The organism is Candidatus Poriferisodalis sp. (assembly GCF_965262965.1).
Classification (GTDB): Bacteria; Actinomycetota; Acidimicrobiia; order Acidimicrobiales; family Poriferisodalaceae; genus Poriferisodalis.
Window position 1 is genome coordinate 3,365,529 of the sequence record NZ_OZ253573.1, and the last position, 16,616, is coordinate 3,382,144.

Annotated in this window: 15 protein-coding genes; 12 read left to right on the plus strand and 3 right to left on the minus strand. The window is 66.6% G+C overall.

Annotated features, from left to right (window positions below; translation table 11 throughout):
* The 10 genes from ACQY5K_RS16100 (at position 1) to rsgA (ending at position 10,376) form a co-directional block, all read left to right on the plus strand.
* Entirely contained in the window at positions 1-1,365 is a 1,365-nt protein-coding gene (locus tag ACQY5K_RS16100) for an amidase (protein WP_428117325.1), read from the plus strand.
* Between the two features lie 141 nt (positions 1,366-1,506).
* Complete coding sequence (gene paaA / locus ACQY5K_RS16105) at positions 1,507-2,427, plus strand: 1,2-phenylacetyl-CoA epoxidase subunit PaaA (protein WP_428117327.1); 921 nt, start codon at positions 1,507-1,509, stop codon at positions 2,425-2,427.
* Positions 2,424-2,975, plus strand: coding sequence for a metal-sulfur cluster assembly factor (locus tag ACQY5K_RS16110; RefSeq protein WP_428117329.1), 552 nt, complete (start codon positions 2,424-2,426; stop codon positions 2,973-2,975). The genes paaA and ACQY5K_RS16110 overlap by 4 nt, the downstream gene beginning before the upstream one ends.
* Positions 2,972-3,241, plus strand: coding sequence for a 1,2-phenylacetyl-CoA epoxidase subunit PaaB (locus tag ACQY5K_RS16115; protein ID WP_428117332.1), 270 nt, complete (start codon positions 2,972-2,974; stop codon positions 3,239-3,241). The genes ACQY5K_RS16110 and ACQY5K_RS16115 overlap by 4 nt, the downstream gene beginning before the upstream one ends.
* Positions 3,242-3,278: 37 nt before the next feature.
* A complete protein-coding gene (gene paaC, locus ACQY5K_RS16120) occupies positions 3,279-4,034 on the plus strand; it encodes a 1,2-phenylacetyl-CoA epoxidase subunit PaaC (protein ID WP_428117334.1) in 756 nt (251 codons plus the stop codon).
* Between the two features lie 139 nt (positions 4,035-4,173).
* Positions 4,174-6,462, plus strand: coding sequence for a xanthine dehydrogenase family protein molybdopterin-binding subunit (locus ACQY5K_RS16125; protein ID WP_428117337.1), 2,289 nt, complete (start codon positions 4,174-4,176; stop codon positions 6,460-6,462).
* A 56-nt stretch (positions 6,463-6,518) separates the two neighbouring features.
* A complete protein-coding gene (locus ACQY5K_RS16130; RefSeq protein WP_428117339.1) occupies positions 6,519-6,749 on the plus strand; it encodes a hypothetical protein in 231 nt (76 codons plus the stop codon).
* A gap of 12 nt (positions 6,750-6,761) precedes the next feature.
* Positions 6,762-7,190 (plus strand): PIN domain-containing protein, encoded by a 429-nt coding sequence (locus ACQY5K_RS16135; protein ID WP_428117342.1) that lies wholly within the window; start codon positions 6,762-6,764, stop codon positions 7,188-7,190.
* A 221-nt stretch (positions 7,191-7,411) separates the two neighbouring features.
* Entirely contained in the window at positions 7,412-9,265 is a 1,854-nt protein-coding gene (locus tag ACQY5K_RS16140) for an ABC transporter substrate-binding protein (RefSeq protein WP_428117345.1), read from the plus strand.
* Entirely contained in the window at positions 9,258-10,376 is a 1,119-nt protein-coding gene (rsgA, locus tag ACQY5K_RS16145) for a ribosome small subunit-dependent GTPase A (protein ID WP_428117348.1), read from the plus strand. The genes ACQY5K_RS16140 and rsgA overlap by 8 nt, the downstream gene beginning before the upstream one ends.
* A gap of 18 nt (positions 10,377-10,394) precedes the next feature.
* Here the strand turns inward: rsgA and ACQY5K_RS16150 are convergent, their stop codons facing one another.
* Entirely contained in the window at positions 10,395-11,180 is a 786-nt protein-coding gene (locus tag ACQY5K_RS16150; protein WP_428117350.1) for an enoyl-CoA hydratase, read from the minus strand.
* A gap of 61 nt (positions 11,181-11,241) precedes the next feature.
* A complete protein-coding gene (locus tag ACQY5K_RS16155; RefSeq protein ID WP_428117352.1) occupies positions 11,242-12,057 on the minus strand; it encodes an enoyl-CoA hydratase/isomerase family protein in 816 nt (271 codons plus the stop codon).
* A gap of 65 nt (positions 12,058-12,122) precedes the next feature.
* Between ACQY5K_RS16155 and ACQY5K_RS16160 the strand changes: the two genes are divergently transcribed.
* A complete protein-coding gene (locus ACQY5K_RS16160; protein WP_428117355.1) occupies positions 12,123-13,298 on the plus strand; it encodes a mechanosensitive ion channel family protein in 1,176 nt (391 codons plus the stop codon).
* A 77-nt stretch (positions 13,299-13,375) separates the two neighbouring features.
* Here the strand turns inward: ACQY5K_RS16160 and valS are convergent, their stop codons facing one another.
* Positions 13,376-16,069, minus strand: a complete 2,694-nt coding sequence (gene valS / locus ACQY5K_RS16165) for a valine--tRNA ligase (RefSeq protein WP_428117357.1) — start codon at positions 16,067-16,069, stop codon at positions 13,376-13,378.
* A gap of 131 nt (positions 16,070-16,200) precedes the next feature.
* Here valS and ACQY5K_RS16170 point away from each other — a divergent pair, with 131 nt between their 5' ends.
* On the plus strand, positions 16,201-16,614 hold the full coding sequence (locus ACQY5K_RS16170; protein ID WP_428117360.1) for a hypothetical protein: 414 nt from the start codon (positions 16,201-16,203) through the stop codon (positions 16,612-16,614).
* Positions 16,615-16,616 lie beyond the last annotated feature (2 nt).

Genomic DNA, 16,616 nt, shown 5'->3' on the forward strand with positions numbered 1-16,616 from the left:
ATGACAGAACTGATTCAGATGAGCCTCGCCGAGGCGGCGGGAGCCGTGAGGGCTCGCGACGTGACCGCCGTCGAGTTGCTCGACGCATGCCTCACGAGGATCGAACAAACCGAGCCTGCGGTCAGTGCATTCGCTTCGATCCAAGCCGACGCCGCACGCACCACGGCTGAGCAGCTCGACCATGGCGAGATTCGAGGGCCGCTGCACGGCGTGCCCATCGCACTCAAGGACCTCTTCTTCACCGACGGGGTACCGACTGAAGCGAACTGCGAGGCCCTGCGGGGATTTGCGCCCGATCACGACGCAACTGTCGTCGGTCGCCTGCGAGACGCCGGCGCGGTAGTCGTCGGCAAGACGAACACCCATGAGCTTGCGTTCGGCGTCTCCTGCCCGACCTCGCACAACCCATGGAATACGCAGCGTTCGACGGGCGGTTCCTCCGGCGGCAGCGCTGCGAGCCTGGCGGCACGCCAGATGTTCGGCGCGCTCGGTACCGACACCGGCGGATCGGTCCGGATTCCGTCGAACTGCTGTGGCACGACCGGTCTCAAGACCACAAGCGGAGTGGTCCCGCGTGACGGCGTTCACTTGATCTCGTGGACCTACGACACCGTTGGACCTATGGCGCGAACGGCCCAAGACTGCCGGATCCTGCTCGAGGTCATCGCGGGCCACTCGCCGGGGGATCCGTTCTCGGTCAAGACTCCGCTGAGCGGTGAACGCGAGCCGGTTGGGCTCACGCTCGGTGTGCCGGACGACAGTTTCTTCGACGGTTTCGACACCGACCCGCACGTGCGGGAGGTGATGGACGAAGCGATCGAGGTGCTGGGCTCGCTGGTGGCGCGGGTGCAATCGGCACAGGTGCCGAACAACGCAGAGCACGCCGAGGCGGGCACAGCGATCGTCTTTGCCGAATCGGCGGCATTGCTCACGGGCCTGCGAGCCGAGCACAACGACCTGATCGGTGACGAGGTTCGGGGAATCCTCGAGGCCGGCGCCGCGATCGAGGGCACGGCTGTCGCGAGCGCCTTCGCCCAACGGGTGACGTTCGAGCGGGCCTACCTCGAGGTCTTCGATGACCAGAGCATCGATTTGATCATCGCCCCGGTCAATCCCAACCAAGTGCTCGAGCACGGCGCTGTCCAGCTCAACGGGGTGCCGCTCATTCCCGCGACGACACAATTCACGTTCCCGGTCAACGGAGCCGGACTCCCCGCCATCGCCCTGCCGGGAGGCTTTGCCCCGGATGGAATGCCCATCGGCTTCCAGCTCATCGGCCGGCCATTTGCCGAATGGACTCTCGCCGTGGTCGGCGAGGCGTTTCAGCAGCTGACCGACCATCACCTGCGCGCCCCGAGTCTGTAGCTCGGTGTGCGCCGGCGGACGCTGTGCCCCTGACTTGATTGGTGCCGAGGTGGTGTCCGAGCGGGACCGCATTCTCGCGGTCGAGCCTGCGTGGCGCAGGCGTAGCATTCGGATCGCGGCGACACGGCAGGGGAGGCGCTGATGCGCAGCTGGGACTCGATGGAGGATTTCGAAGCGTTCCTCAACGATGGCGGCTTGGTTGAGCCCGACGATGACATGCCCGATGCGTATCGCGAGGCGGTGTTCCGCTTCATTGAGCTGCACGCCAACAGCGAATACATGGGCGGACTGACCGAGCGTGACTGGATCGCCAAGGCTCCGGGGCTCACCAACAAGCTGACGGCGCTGGCCAAGACGCAGGACGAGATTGGGCACGCTCACCTGCTGTACATGGTGGCGGCGGACATGGGCCCCAAGACCCGCGACGAGATGACGACGGACTTGCTGGCGGGACGGACGACGTTTCACAATGTGTTCCACTACCGCGCCTATTCGTGGGGCGACCAGATCGCCATCGCCTACCTGGTGGACGCAGCGGCGCTGGCAAGCCAGCAGGCGGTCTTCAAGAACTGCAGCTACGGCCCCTACAAACGGATCCTGCGGCGAATCATCGCCGAGGAGGGGTTTCATATGCGCAACGGCGAGGAGCTATTGCTGAAGATGGCCAAGGGCACCCAGACCCAGCACGACATGATGCAGGAAGGTGTCGACCGGTGGTGGTGGCCGTCGGTGCAGCTGTTCGGTCCCGACACTCGGCGCGACGACGTGCTGTTGCGTTGGCACATCAAATCCGAGCGCAACGAGGTATTGCGGGACCGGTTCGTGCAGAAAATGGTGCCGCAGCTGACCGCTGCCGGATTCACGATTCCCGACCCGGACCTGCGACGCGATCCCGAGACCGGTCGCTGGATCAGCGGCGACATCGACTGGGCTGCGCTGAGCGCAACCATCGCCGGGCGTGGTCCCGACAGCGCCCGTCGCCTTGCGGACGCCCGCCATGCCTGGGACGGTGCAGCGTGGGTGCGCTCGGCGCTCGACGAGGCAGCGGCGGTGGCTGTGTGAACGGTCCGCGGATTGGCGATGCCAGTGTCGTAGCGGCGGTGCGTGATTCGGCCGCCATTGAGGCGGCGGTACGCGAGTCAGTGTCGCTCGTGTGCGACCCCGAATACCCAGAGGTGACCATCGCCGAGCTGGGGATTCTCGAACAGGTTTTGTTCAGCGACGACGGCTCGACTGTTCGCATCGAACTGGTACCGACCATGCTCGGCTGCCCAGCGCTCGACCTCATCGCTCGTGATGTGACTGCGGTGGCGCGCTCGGCGTGCGCCGGCGTCGACGTGGCGATCGAGGTGGAGTTCGTCGCTGATCCTGCGTGGACACCGGATCGCATCGCGCCCTCAGCCGTGGGTTTGCTGGCCCGTGAGTACTCGATTGCCGTTCGAAGCACCCGTACCGAAGCGACGTGCCCGATCTGCGGGAACGAAGCGCTGGAGCACCGCTCGGATTTCGGCCCGACACCGTGCCGCAGCGTCGAATGGTGCCCGAAATGCCGCAATCCGGTCGAAGTTGTCGGACGAGCCGACCTCCCGCTGCGCAAGGTGTCCGCATGAAGACCTACGAGGTGTTCCTCAAGCGCCCAGGCAAAGACCCGTTCGCGCACGTTGGGTCGCTGGACGCACCCGATGACGAACTGGCGCTGAGCTTCGCCCGCGACTGCTACGCGCGGCGGTCCGAAGGCGAGCAGATGTGGGTGGTAGCGCGGCAGGACCTGCTGGTTGCCGATCCCACCGAGCTGGCGATGGCTGATCGTGCCCATCGCCACAATGACGGAACCCTGCTGCGGAACTTGCGACAGGCGGGCGGTCCCGACGCGTGACGGCCGGGCGTTCGTGACGCACGTCAATCCCTCGGAGATGCCTGGCGCACGCGGACTGGTGCTGGCGCTCGCTGACGACGAGCTGTGCGTCGGACAGAACTTGGCCTGGTGGATTGCGGTGGGCCCGTTCCTCGAAGAGGACCTGGCGCTCACCTCGATCAGCCAGGACGAGCTAGGCCATGCCCGGGCGCTGTATGGGCTGTTGGGCGACGACGTCGACGTGCTGGCGTACGGGCGGGAGCCGCACGAGTACCGAAGTGCACACATCACCGAGCGTACGTGTCATGACTGGGCTGAGACCCTGGTTCGGCACTTCCTCTACGACACCGCCGAGTCGGTGCGGTGGAGCGCGCTGGCGGATTCGTCGTGGGAAGCCCTCGGTGCGGTCGCGCGCCGGGCGCTCGCTGAGGAGCGATCGCATCTGCGCCATGCCACCGGGCTGCTGACACGCTTGCTGCGCACCGAATCGGGCACCGCCAAGCTGCTGCCGCTGTTCGATCAGCTCGCGCCGATGGCCTGCGAGCTGTTCGATGCGGCCGACGGCGAGCAAGGGTGCGATCCCGCACTGGTCGAGGCGGGCGTCATGGCCCACGGTCGAGATGACCAGCGGGCCGAGTGGCGAGCGATTGTGGACGATGCACTCGCCGACGCCGGCTATCGGCTGCAGTGGACCGCCGTCGACGGCTCCGGTTCTGTGCCGTCGGGCCGTACCGGACGGCGTTCGCCCTACTTCGCCGCACTGCACGCCGAGATGATCGAGGTGCTCTCGATCGACCCATCAGCCACCTGGTAGCACCCGCCAATCGACCGCTGCGGTCGCAATCGCTGCGTGCCGTCGACGATCGCGGCGGCGGGAGTTCAGTGCGAGCCGACGCCGGGCCTGTCACAATCGCCGAGGCTTGAGCCCCGAGGACGTGCAACGGAGTCGATTCATGGCGCTACGAGGAACATCAGTCGTTCGGCGCGAGGACGAGCCGCTGCTGCGCGGCCGGGGACAGTTTGTCGCGAACCTCGACTGGGACGACATGGCGCACGCCTGTTATGTGACCTCGACGGTTCCCCATGCCGCCATCACCGGTCTCGATGTCAGCGAGGCTCGCAACGCTGCGGGTGTGGTGGATGTCTTCACAGCGGCTGATGTCGATCTCGGGCCATATCCGTCGCCAAGCCCGGCGTTCGACCCTGCCATTGTGCGCCCGATGCTGGCCGCCGACCGGGTGCGGTTCGTGGGCGAAGCCATCGCCGTCGTCGTGGCCGACACCGCGGCTGCGGCGATGGATGCGGCCGAGCTGGTCGTTGTCGACTACGAACCGCTGCCCGCACTCGTCGATCCGGAAGATGCGCTGGGCGCGCCGGCGCTGTTCGACGGGATGGCTGAGCCGAACGTTGTCGTCCGCATGTCGCTCGAGAGCGAACAGGCCGACTTCGACTCGTGCGAAGCGGTGGCCGAGGTCCGCACGGTCAACAACCGCATCGCGCCGTGCCCGCTGGAAACTCGTGTGGCCGCGAGCCGCTGGGCCGACGATGGGCGCCTGCACCACGTCAACGCCGGCCAAGGCCCCCACCCGGTTCGGGCAGGTCTGGCCAAGATCCTGGGACTGGACCGGGAACAGATGCGGGTGATCTCGCGCGATGTGGGCGGCAGCTTTGGTGCGAAGGCTCGACCGCATCCCGAGGAGGCCTTGTTGGGCTGGCTGGCGACGCGTGCCGGGCGGCCCGTGATGTGGGTGCCCTCACGCAGCGATGACATGGTCGGCCTCGTCCACGGGCGGGGACAGATCCAGTACTGCCGTATCGGAGGCGACCTGGACGGCCGCATCACGGCGTACCAGCTGCATGTGGTGCAGCAAGCGGGCGCCTACGGGAATATGGGTGCGGGCCTGCCGGGCAACGCCAAGGCGATGCTTGCCGGTTGCTACGACATCGACACGCTCGGCTTCACATCCGTGTCAGTGCTCACGAACACGACGCCGACTGGCCCTTACAGAGGTGCCGGGCGGCCCGAAGCGGCAGCCGCCATCGAGCGCGCCGTCGACGTGTTCGCTGCAGAGATCGGCATGGACCCCGCAGAGGTTCGACGCAAGAACTTCCGCCCGCCCGAGGCGTTCCCGCTCGAGACCCGTACCGGCATGCCCTATGACACCGGTGCCTACGAGGCCAGCCTCGATGCTGCACTCGAAGCGGCCGACTACAGCTCTTTGCGTACCGAGCAGGCCCGCCGGCGTGCCGAGGGCGACGACAAACTGCTCGGCATCGGTCTCGCGACCTATGTCGAGCGCACCGCAGGCATTGGACGGTCCGAGTACGGCGCCGTGGAGCTGGTGCTGGGCGGTCGCATCGTGGCCAGAACCGGATCGTCGCCCTACGGGCAAGGCCACCACACGTCGTGGGCGATGCTCATCTCGGACCGCACGGGTGTGCCGATGGAACGCATCGACGTCATCCACGGCGACACCGACGAGGTGCCCCGCGGCGAGGTGACCGGCGGCTCGCGCTCGGTGCAGTTGGCCGGGGCGGCCATCTGGGAAGCCTCCGCCACGCTGGTGGATCAAGCTCGTTCCGTGGCGGCCACGCTGCTGGAAGCCGATCCCGCCGACGTCACGCTCGATACCCACATCGGGGCGTTCCACGTCGTCGGCACTCCGGTGGTTTCGGTGGACTGGTCGGCGGTCGCCGAGTACCTCGCGTCGACCAGCGGCGAGGCGGGGCCGCGCCTGCTGCACGCAGAAGAGGTGTTCGACTCCGAAGCGCCCACGTTCCCCTTCGGCACGCACGTGGCCGTCGTGGAGGTCGACCGCCACACCGGTGAGGTAGAGCTGCGACAGCTCGTCGCCTGCGACGATGCCGGCACCATCCTGAATCCACTGTTGGCTGCCGGTCAGGTGCATGGCGGTCTGGCGCAAGGAGCGGCGCAGGCGCTGTTCGAGGAGTTCGTCTACGACGACGACGGCAACCCGCTGACCGGCAACTTCGCCGACTACTCGATCATCTCCGCTGCGGAGCTGCCGTTCTTCGACCGGGTGGTGCTTGAAACGCCGACGCACATCAACCCGCTCGGCGCCAAGGGCATCGGCGAGTCCGGCACCGTCGGCGCGACCCCGGCGGTCCAGAACGCCGTGGTCGACGCCGTTGCCCATCTCGGCATCCGCCACATCGACATGCCGCTCACCCCACAGCGCGTCTGGCAAGCCATCAGCGAAGCAAACACTGTCGCGGACTAGGGCTTTCGGTCTCGCATGACTGAAGAATGTCACGGAAACCGTGATACCGTGAATTCGTGAGAAATGTTACGGTAAGTCTCGACGACGAGACCGCCCGCTGGGCGAGGATCGAGGCGGCGCGTCACGACTCGAGCCTGTCTCGATTCGTCTGCGATGTACTTCGAGAACGGATGCAGGACCGTGGCCAGTACGAACGAGCAGCCGAGTCGTACTTGAGCCGAGAGTCCATGCCACTGAGAGAGGTCCACCAGCCCTACCCGACTCGCGACGAACTCCACAGCCGCTGAACGACGGTGCGTGTGTTCGTCGATACCAACGTGCTCGTGTACGCCCGAGATCCCTTTGAGCCTGACAAGCAAGCGCGCGCCCAAGACTGGATGCGATCGCTCTGGGCGTCCCGGACGGGACGTGTCAGCACCCAAGTGCTCAATGAGTACTACGTCACGGTGACTCGCAAGCTCCGCCCCGTCTTGCCCACGGTCCGAGCTCAAGCTGACGTGCGCGATCTGTACATGTGGCGACCTATTGCGATCGATGTCGATGTTCTCGGGGCCGCGTGGGAGATCGAGGAACGCTACGGACTGTCCTACTGGGATGCGCTCATCGTCGCCGCTGCGCAGATCGCGGGCTGCGACCGCCTGCTGACAGAGGACCTGTCTGACGGTCAGTCGCTTGGAGGCGTCATCGTCATGAACCCGTTCGCCCACACGCCGGACTCGCTGGTCTGATTGAGTCGGGCGCCTCCGGCTGAGCGTGGTGACACCGGGGCGGCACTGCAGAGCCCTCCAACCATCGCGCGCAATCGCGCGCCCCGAGCACCTTGGCCGTGTCGGTCGCCCGGGCCGGGTCGGTGCCACCGCCCGTTCCTCTGTCTAGCGATTGGGTGTGGCGCGGCGTCGCACACGACGGTCCTTCGGTACCGCGCACCACTAGCGTCAACGTCGATGAAGTGCTCGACGGGCGTCCAGATCAGATGGATTCCACGCGGCGAGAGATTCGGCTTCTGAGGCTTCGACGCGTCGCTGCAGCGGCGCTTGTCGTCGCGCTGTCAGCGGGCGCGTGCAGCCCCGGCACAGACGTGGTGCCCGAGCCCACCACTGCACCGTCGACCACCGTTGCTTCCGCAGAGCCCGACGCGCCGGCCCCGACGACTGCAGCGCTGCCGCCCGACGGCACAGCCACCCCTGCCGTCACCGTTGACACTGCGCCGCGCCGGGGCGGCACGCTCAAGGTGTTGCTGCCGGCGGATCCGACGCCGATCAGCGGCTGGACGCCGTGGGATCACGTGTGCGCGTGGTCGTGTCGCAACGTGGCAGATCATGTTCTCGAGACGCTGACGGTGATCCTGCCGGATGGCTCGATCGCGCCGTGGCTGGCCGAGTCCGTCACGCCGGACGCATCCCTGCAGCGATGGACGGTGAAGCTCCGCCCGAACATTGTCTTTAGCGACGGCGAACCCTTGGAGGCGCTCACGATCAAGACCGGCATCGACGACTACATCCGGTCCGGTCGTGCCAGCGGAGGTCATCTGCGTGATGCGCGCATCGCCTCGGTGGTCGTGGAGGACGAATCGACACTCGTGTTCGAGGTGAGCGAACCGAACGCCGGACTGCCGGCTTCACTTGCGGGCCCGGTCGGTCGGGTGTTCTCGGTGACAGCGGCCGAGGCCGACCCCGAGCTCTTCGCGCGTGCTCCTGTGGGAACTGGCCCGTTCGTGTTCCGGCGCTGGTCTGCGGGCGAGCCGGCGGTGCTGGAAGCGAACGAGAACTACTGGCGCCTGGCTGCGGACGGCCAAGCACTGCCACTCGTGGACGAGATCCAATTCATCGAGGTCACCCAAGAGCAGGAACGCCTCGGAACGTTGCTCGCGGGCCGCGGTGACATCCTCATGTCGAGATCCGCCGAGCTGGCGAATGCAGTCACCGCTGCGGAGGACGCTTCGGGTCGTTCGCTGCATGTCGTGCGGCGATTCGACGACAACGCTGGCGCCGTGCTGTTCAACGTGCTGCGTTCGCCGCTCGACGACGTGCGAGTGCGACGAGCGCTGGTGCTCGCCGCGGATCAGCAGCGGCTGCTGAGATCGCTCGGTCCCGACGTGGACTGGCTGGCAGCGACGCAATGGTGGGCGCCGGGCAGCATCTGGCATTCCGCTCGAGTCGCAGAGGCTTGGCCGAGCCACGACGCAGTGCGAGCTGCGGAGTTGCTCGCCGAGTACATCGAAGATCCAGAGCGTTCCGACGACGGAGATTCGGGAGCGGCGATACGGATCCGGGCTCTGTGCACCGACGATCTCGCACTCGCGCAGATGACAGCGGAACTCAAGCGACAGTGGGAAGCCACCGGTCTGGTCAATGTCGAGATCGAGACCGTGGCACGCACTGGGCTTATCAGCCGCGTGATGGGATCTGTGGCCGACAGCCCCTCGTTCAAGGGCGACTTCGCCGCAACGTGCTGGCGGGTCGGCGGCGAATCAGATCCGTCGGTGCTTCTGTCAGCCGCTGTCGGACCGGTGAGGACGACGCCGCTGAACGTGTCGAATCTGGCCGGCGAGCATCTGAGCGCGCTGGTGAGCCTGTCGAAGGCGACTGCAGGCGATGACGAACGTCGGCAGGCTGTCTCGCAGCTCATGCTTGAGCTCACGAACGAGCTTCCCCACCTGTATCTGGGCTATTCGGTGAGTGTCCTTGCAGCGACTTCGCAGGTCTCGGGCCTCGGTCGCCGAACGCTGCCCGACGGCCGCACCGTTGAGGGGCAGCGACTCGGTGTCGGCCGCTACGACGAGGTGTGGCTGACGCGTGAGTAAGGGCGAGGCTCGGGCGGGGTCGGCATTGACGATCGGACCCTCGCAGCTCGGTTGGCACCGGCGTCCCGGCCCACCGCCCGATATTGGTGTGGGATGCACCCTCAGCCGCGTCGCCGTCGAGCATCGCGGCGCCTATGAGTTGGTCGGCAACGCGGGCGAAGCGACCGGTGCGCTCGATGCCGCAACTCGCAACGCGGCGCAAACCTCGTTGGACTTCCCGACAGTCGGCGATTGGGTGGTCCGTTCGCTCGAACCGCAGCACGACCGCCGTGTCGTCATCACCGAGGTGCTGGAGCGCCAATCGCTGTTGTGCCGCCGCGCCGCGGGGCCGAGAGCCCGTCCCCAGCTTGTGGCGGCAAATGCCGACGTGCTGGCGGTCGTCACGGTGGCCGGAGCGACTGACCCCTCGGATCCGACCGACAGCGACAACGTTGGTCACCGGATTGAGTGGTACCTGGCCGCGGCCTACCGCGGCGGAGCCCGACCCGTCATCGTCGTGAACAAGATCGACAACGTGACGAGGTCTGACTTCGACGCGACGGTCGACGGCCTGCGTCGACGGCTCGGGTCGGCGGCATCCCAGATTCCGATTCTCGGCACCAGCGCGGTTAACGGTCGCGGTCTCGACGAACTAGCGCTGCTTGCACGCGATGGCTCGACCCTGGCGCTGAGCGGGCCGTCAGGGGTGGGCAAGTCGTCGATCGTCAACCGGCTTGCCGGCGCCGACGTAGTACCGGTCGCCCCGCTGAGTCCCGATGGCCGTGGCCGGCACACCACGGTGCGGCGCCAGCTCGTTCCCGTCGGCGGGCCGGGCGGGGGGACGCTCGTAGACACTCCGGGATTGCAGGATCTGATCCCTTGGGGTGGCGATTTGGGCCTGCAACGCGGGGCGGGCCCAGCAGACGCGCTCGCCGCGGTATTCGGCGAGATCGCTGCACTCGCGCAAAGCTGCCGCTTCACCGACTGCGCGCACACCGTCGAGCCGGACTGCGCCGTGACCGCTGCGGCGGCTGCCGGCGAGCTGGCAGCCGAGCGCCTGAGCACCTACCTCGAGCTCGTGACCGACATGGCAATTCCCGAGATGTTCGGATCTGAACGGGCGCCTCGCTGAAGCGCCGCAGCGACTCGCTCAGCGGCCCTTGAATTCGGGCCGGCGCTTGTTCATGAACGCGTCGACGCCTTCCTGGTAGTCCTCGCTGTCGAAGCAAGCCCGGATCATCGCCTCCACCTCGGTGAAGTCGCGCTGAGACTCTGGCTTCTGCCACTGCGTCAACGTCGTCTTCGCCGCCGCAATGGTGAGTGGTGCGTTCTGGCCGATCAGCTCGGTCCATTCGTCGACGGAAGCCTCCAGATGCGCCTTGGGCACGACCCGATTTACGAGGCCCATCGCCAGGGCCTCCTGCGCCCCGAATCGATCAGCCAGGAAGAAAATCCGTTTCGCAGCTGACGGTCCGACCAGGCGCATCAGCGTGCCGATACCTGCGGCGCCATAGCCGAGCCCCAAACGGGCGGCCGGGATCGTGAACTGGGCGTCCTCGGCTGCGACGCGCAGGTCTGCCGTCAGCGCCACCGCCAACCCGCCGCCGATGCAGTAGCCACCGATGGCGGCGATGAGCGGCTTGGACAAGCCCAAGAGCGCGGCGTGCGCCCGCGAGGTCGTGTCGTCGTAGCTGCGGTTGCCTTGCGCATCAGTACGGTGCTCGCCGAATTGGCTGATGTCGGCACCTGCCGCGAAGGCGCGCTCGCCCGCCCCGCGGATCACCACGACCCGGATGTCGTTGTCGTTCTCGAGTTCAGTGGCGGCAGCGGTGATGCCGTCCCACATCTGCGAGCTGATGGCGTTGTGCCGTTCAGGATGGTCGAGCACGATTCGCCCGACATGACCGTCACGTTCGAGATGCACCTGCCCACTCATGGCGAGCGACGCTACCGCGCGCGGACTGCGGGGGTCGGGGTGCAGGCCGACGGTGCGGCGCTCAGTCTTCGGGTGGTACCCAGCTGGCGTCGCGGCGCTCTCGGAAGGCGGCGATGCCCTCTGCGGCTTCGGGGCCCTGGAACAGCCGCTGACTGAGTTCTGCTGTCCACTCCCAGGCTTCGGCCCGTTGCATCTGCGGCACCCTTGTGACCAGTTGCTTCGTGTTGGCCAGCGCGTTGGGACCGCCCCGCACCAACCGCCGCAGCGTCGCCGCCACTTCGTCGTCGAGCTGCTCTCGGGGCACCGCACGGTTGATCAAACCGGCTGCCGCGGCACGCGGTGCGGGCACCCGCTCGCCTTCCAGGAACAGCTCGCTGGCATCAGCACGGCGCAGCTTCGGCAGGCAGACCACCGAGATCACCGCAGGCGCAACGCCGATGCGGACTTCGGTGAACCCGATGATGGCGTCGTCTGCCGCAATGGAGATGTCCATCGCCGCAGCCAGTCCCACGCCGCCGGCGGTGACGTGACCGGCCAGCCGGCCCACCACGGGCTTGTCGCAGGTCATGATCTTTTCGAGAATTTCCACGAAGTTGTAGCGAAGCGTCGGCTGAGGCACCCCGGGCTGGGCGGCCCGCAAGTCGGCGCCGGCGCAGAACGTGTTGCCGACATGGGTGAACAGCACGGCGCGCACTTCGGGATCGCCAAGCGCGGCCTCGAAGTGGTCGCCGATGGCGTTGACGATCTCAACGCTGAGCGCATTGCGGTAGTCGGGCCGGTTCAGGGTGATCGTCGCCACCCCGCCTGCCACCGAATAGAGCGCAGCGGCATCGGGGCCGTCGGTGGGTGTGCGGTCGTGTGCGTCTTGGTCGGACATCGCAGCGATGCTAGGCACCGAGCCCCTGGCTCACGGACTTTGGGGCGACTCCTAGGCTGCTCGAGATGACGTCACTCCTCGCACAGGCCCCCTCCGCCACTGATGCGGTGGATGCACTTCTGGAAGCCAGCCGCAGCACGCAGGTGTGCGGTACCGAGCCCAGCTGGATCTGCGAACGCCTGCTGGATTGGACGGGCAGCGAGGGGCTGGCGTCGGCGTCGGTATGGATCGTTGACAAGCCTCTAACGGTGCTGGTGATCCTGCTGCTCACCGTTGTCGCTCGCCGACTCATGCGGCGTGCCATCGACCACATGGTGGCGCGGATCGCCAGCGACAAGAAGAACGCAGCGCAAAATGAGGCCGCCCGCACCGCCGAAGCGGGCCGAGCGTGGGATCCCGACCGGCTCGCGGCCAAGATGAGTCAGCTGCGGGAGCGAACCGAGCGCGCCAGCCAACGGGCGAAGACCCTCGGGACGCTGTTCAAGAGCGTCGCAACCACAATCATCTGGGCCATTGCGCTCATGATGCTGCTCGGCGAGTTCGACGTGAATCTCGGCCCGCTCATCGCGGGCGCCGGCATCATTGGCGTCGCGGTCGGCTTTGGCGCCCAATCCCTCGTCCGAGACCTGCTGACGGGCGTCTTCATGCTGATCGAGGACCAGTACGGCGTTGGCGACGTGGTCGATCTCGGCGATGCGGTCGGCACCGTCGAGTCCGTGGGGTTGCGGACCACTCGGTTACGTGACATCTCCGGCACGGTTTGGCACGTGCCCAATGGAGCGATCGCCCGAGTCGGAAACATGTCGCAGCTGTGGGCTCGCGTGCCGCTCGACCTTGACGTGGCCTATGACACCGACCTCGACGAGGCAATGGCGATCATCAAGCGGGTTGCGGACCAGGTGTGGCACGAGCAGGGTGACAACACCACCGTGCTCGAAGAGCCCGCAGTGGCCGGCGTGCAAGCCTTCGGTGCCGACGCGGTCACCATCCGGGTCATGGTGAAGACCGAGCCCGCTGAACAGTGGGCCACGGCACGCCTGCTGCGCAAGCGCGTCAAGGATGCGTTCGACGAGGCCGGCATCGAGATCCCCTTCCCGCAGCGGACAATCTGGGTGCGCAACGGCGAGCCAGGCGAGACCGCGCCCGCAGCAGCGGCCGCATTCGTTCGTCCGGCGGTGCCAGCCTCAAGCGAGGCCGGGGGCACCGAATCCGACAGCGACGGCGGCGACGCAGATCTGTAGACCCCAACGAGCGGCGCTCGTCCGAGCAGTGCTCACCGCAGCGGTGCTGGGGCCCAGCTGGTCGGGACCGCCTTGCGTCAGTCTTCGTCGCCGAGCACGACGGCGACCTCGGGTCGGGCCACCGACCCGTCGGCGCGAAGCGAGAGATCGCCGATGCGACCGGCGTCGACGAGATCGTTGCGAGTGAGCTCCAGCAGCGCGATGTCAGCGGCCGAAGCGGTGACCGTGACGTGGTCGGCAGGCACCCGAAGACTCCGCTTCGCTTCGGTCTTGGCGCGGCGTACCTCGCTCAGAACTGCAGCAGTGACGGACAATGCGCCCGAGTGATCGCTCGAAGCGAGTGCTGTGAGGTCTTCGGCGCTCGGCCAACCCGCTGCGTGCACCGAGCCTGGCCGCCACCACGACCAGATCTCTTCGGTGACAAACGGCAGGAACGGAGCGAACAAGCGCAGCAGCACATCGAGCGCAACCGCCAGCGTGAGATGTGCGTCCGCTGCAGCCTGCGCGCCTTGACCTCCGTAGGCCCGACCCTTGGCCAGCTCGACGTAGTCGTCGGTGAAACGCCAGAAGAACTGCTCGGCGCGTTCGAGGGCTCGGGCATAGTCGAAGTTCTCGAATGCGTCGGTGGCAACGCGAACCAACTCGGCTAGCTCGGCCAGCAGCGCCGCGTCCAGCGTGTTGCGAACCGCGGTACCGCGATCGCCAGGGCTCGCTACGGCGTCCGGTGTGTCTCCGCCCGTCAGTGTCAGTGCGAACCGGGCCGCGTTCAACAGCTTGATCGCCAGGCGCCGCCCGATCTTCATCTGGCCCTCGTCGAAGGCGGTGTCGGTGCCGGGTCGTCCGTTGGCTGCCCAGTAACGAACTGCGTCGGCGCCGTAGGTGTCCAGCAGGTCCACCGGCGTCACCACATTGCCTTTGGACTTGGACATCTTCTTGCGGTCCGGGTCGAGGATCCAGCCCGATAGTGCGCAGTGCTTCCAGGGGGCGCAGTCGTGGCCGAGGTGACTGCGCACTGCAGTCGAGAACAGCCAGGTGCGGATGATGTCGTGACCTTGGGGGCGCATGTCCATGGGGTAGGTGCGCTCCCACAGGTCAGGATCCTCGCTCCACCCACACGCGATTTGTGGCGTCAGTGACGATGTTGCCCAAGTGTCCATCACATCGAGATCCCCGACGAAACCGCCGGGCTGGCCGCGCTGGGACTCGTCGTAGCCGGCAGGCACGTCGCTGTTCGGATAGACCGGCAGAGCACCGTCGTCGGGGACGAGCGGCCGCTCCCAGATCGGCTCGCCGGCGCCGTCGAGCGGGTACCACAGCGGGATCGGCACGCCGAAATAACGCTGGCGGCTGATCAGCCAGTCACCGTTCAGACCCTCGATCCAATTCGTATACCGGCCCTGCATGTAGGGCGGATGCCACGTCATTTCCGAGCCACGGGCGATCAGCGCGTCACGAAGCTCTTCGTCGCGTCCGCCGTTGCGGATGTACCACTGGCGACTGGTCACGATCTCGAGCGGCCGGTCGCCCTTCTCGAAGAACTTCACCGCGTGAGTGATGGGTCGTGGATCACCGATGAGCTCGCCCGCGTCGCGCAGCAGCTCAACGGTCGCGTTCCGGGCGCCTCCCACGGTGCGGCCTGCCAAGCGCTCATACGCGTCGCGCCCCGCAGGCGAGTCGATGCCCGGAGGCGGTTCCGCCGCAATGCGACCCCGGCGGTCCACGATCGCCCGCACGGGCAGGTTCAGCTCGCGCCACCACGTCACGTCGGTGGAGTCGCCGAAGGTGCAGATCATGGCGATGCCGGTGCCCTTTTCGGGCTCGGCCAGCTTGTGGGCAACCACTGGGACTTCCACTCCGAACAGTGGCGTCACCACGGTGGAGCCGAACAGCGGCTGGTAGCGCTCGTCGTCAGGGTGGGCCACCAGCGCTACGCACGCTGCCAGCAGCTCTGGCCGGGTCGTCTCGATCTCGACTGTGTCATTCGACGCTGGGCCATTCGACGCTGGGCCATTCGACGCTGGGCCATTTGGCGCTGGGCTCTTCGATGCTGCGCCGTTGGGGCCGACCTGTGGATTTGTGCGATGGAAAGCGATGCGGTGGTAGGCGCCGGGCCGCTCGCGGTCTTCCAGTTCGGCCTGGGCCACTGCGGTGCCGAAGGTGACGTCCCACAGCGACGGCGCTTCGATCTGGTACGCCTCGCCACGCTCGAGATTCTCCAGGAATGCACGCTGCGCGACTCGCTGGCAGCGTTCGTCGATCGTGGCGTATGTCATCGACCAGTCCACGCTCAGCCCGAGTTGGCGCCACAGTTGCTCAAAGGCTCGCTCGTCTTCAGCGGTGAGGACGTGGCACAGCTCGATGAAATTGCGCCGCGAGATCGCCAGTTCGCCCCGTGCCTCGACCGCCGCCGGATCGCCGCCGTCGGCCGGAGGCTCGAAGCTCTCGTCGTAGGGGAGCATGGGATCGCAGCGCACGCCGAAGTAGTTCTGCACGCGCCGCTCGGTCGGTAGGCCGTTGTCGTCCCAGCCCATCGGGTAGAAAACCTCGTCGCCGGCCATGCGCCGGTAGCGGGCGATGTTGTCGGTGTGGGTGTAGCTGAAGACGTGGCCCATGTGCAGCGAACCGCTGACGGTCGGCGGCGGCGTGTCGATGCTGAACACCTGCTCACGGGTGGCGGTGCGATCGAAGCGGTACACGCCGTCGGACTCCCAGCGCTGCGACCACTTCGCCTCGAGCCCGTCGACCGTGGGCTTGTCGGGCACCTGCGTCATGCGCGGCAAAGCTACCGGCGCGCTCGGGCGGTATCCGAGGCTGAGCGACCGCCACGCACGCGAGGTGGATCCCAAAAAAACAAAACTGTTACAGAATTGCCACAGAAGTGCAACGACGTTGACTAGGGTGAGTGATGGTTGCCGACTGCGGGGGCGGAAGGCAGCTGCAGCAAAGTACTGCCGACCAAAGGGGGTCGATAACCATGATGTCGACAATTTTGACGCTGATCATTCTGGGCATGGTGTTCCAGGGTGCGATGGTCGTCGTGGACAGTGTCCTTGACACGGTCAATGTAAACGACACGCTGAAGTCCATACCGATAATCGGTAGCAACCTGAATCTGATCTGGGCCTACTTGTTAGTACTGGTTTCGCAAGCCAACGACGGCGGAGCCTTGTTTGGGTACGGGGCCAGCTTCGAAGTGCTGTCACTCGGACGCTTCGGTATGGATGTGGCCACGGCCATCGCCATTGTTGCGTTCATCCCGGTTCGAGACGCTGCAATCAGCGCCTTGAAGCAGGGCATTGGAGGACGCGGCAACTAGCC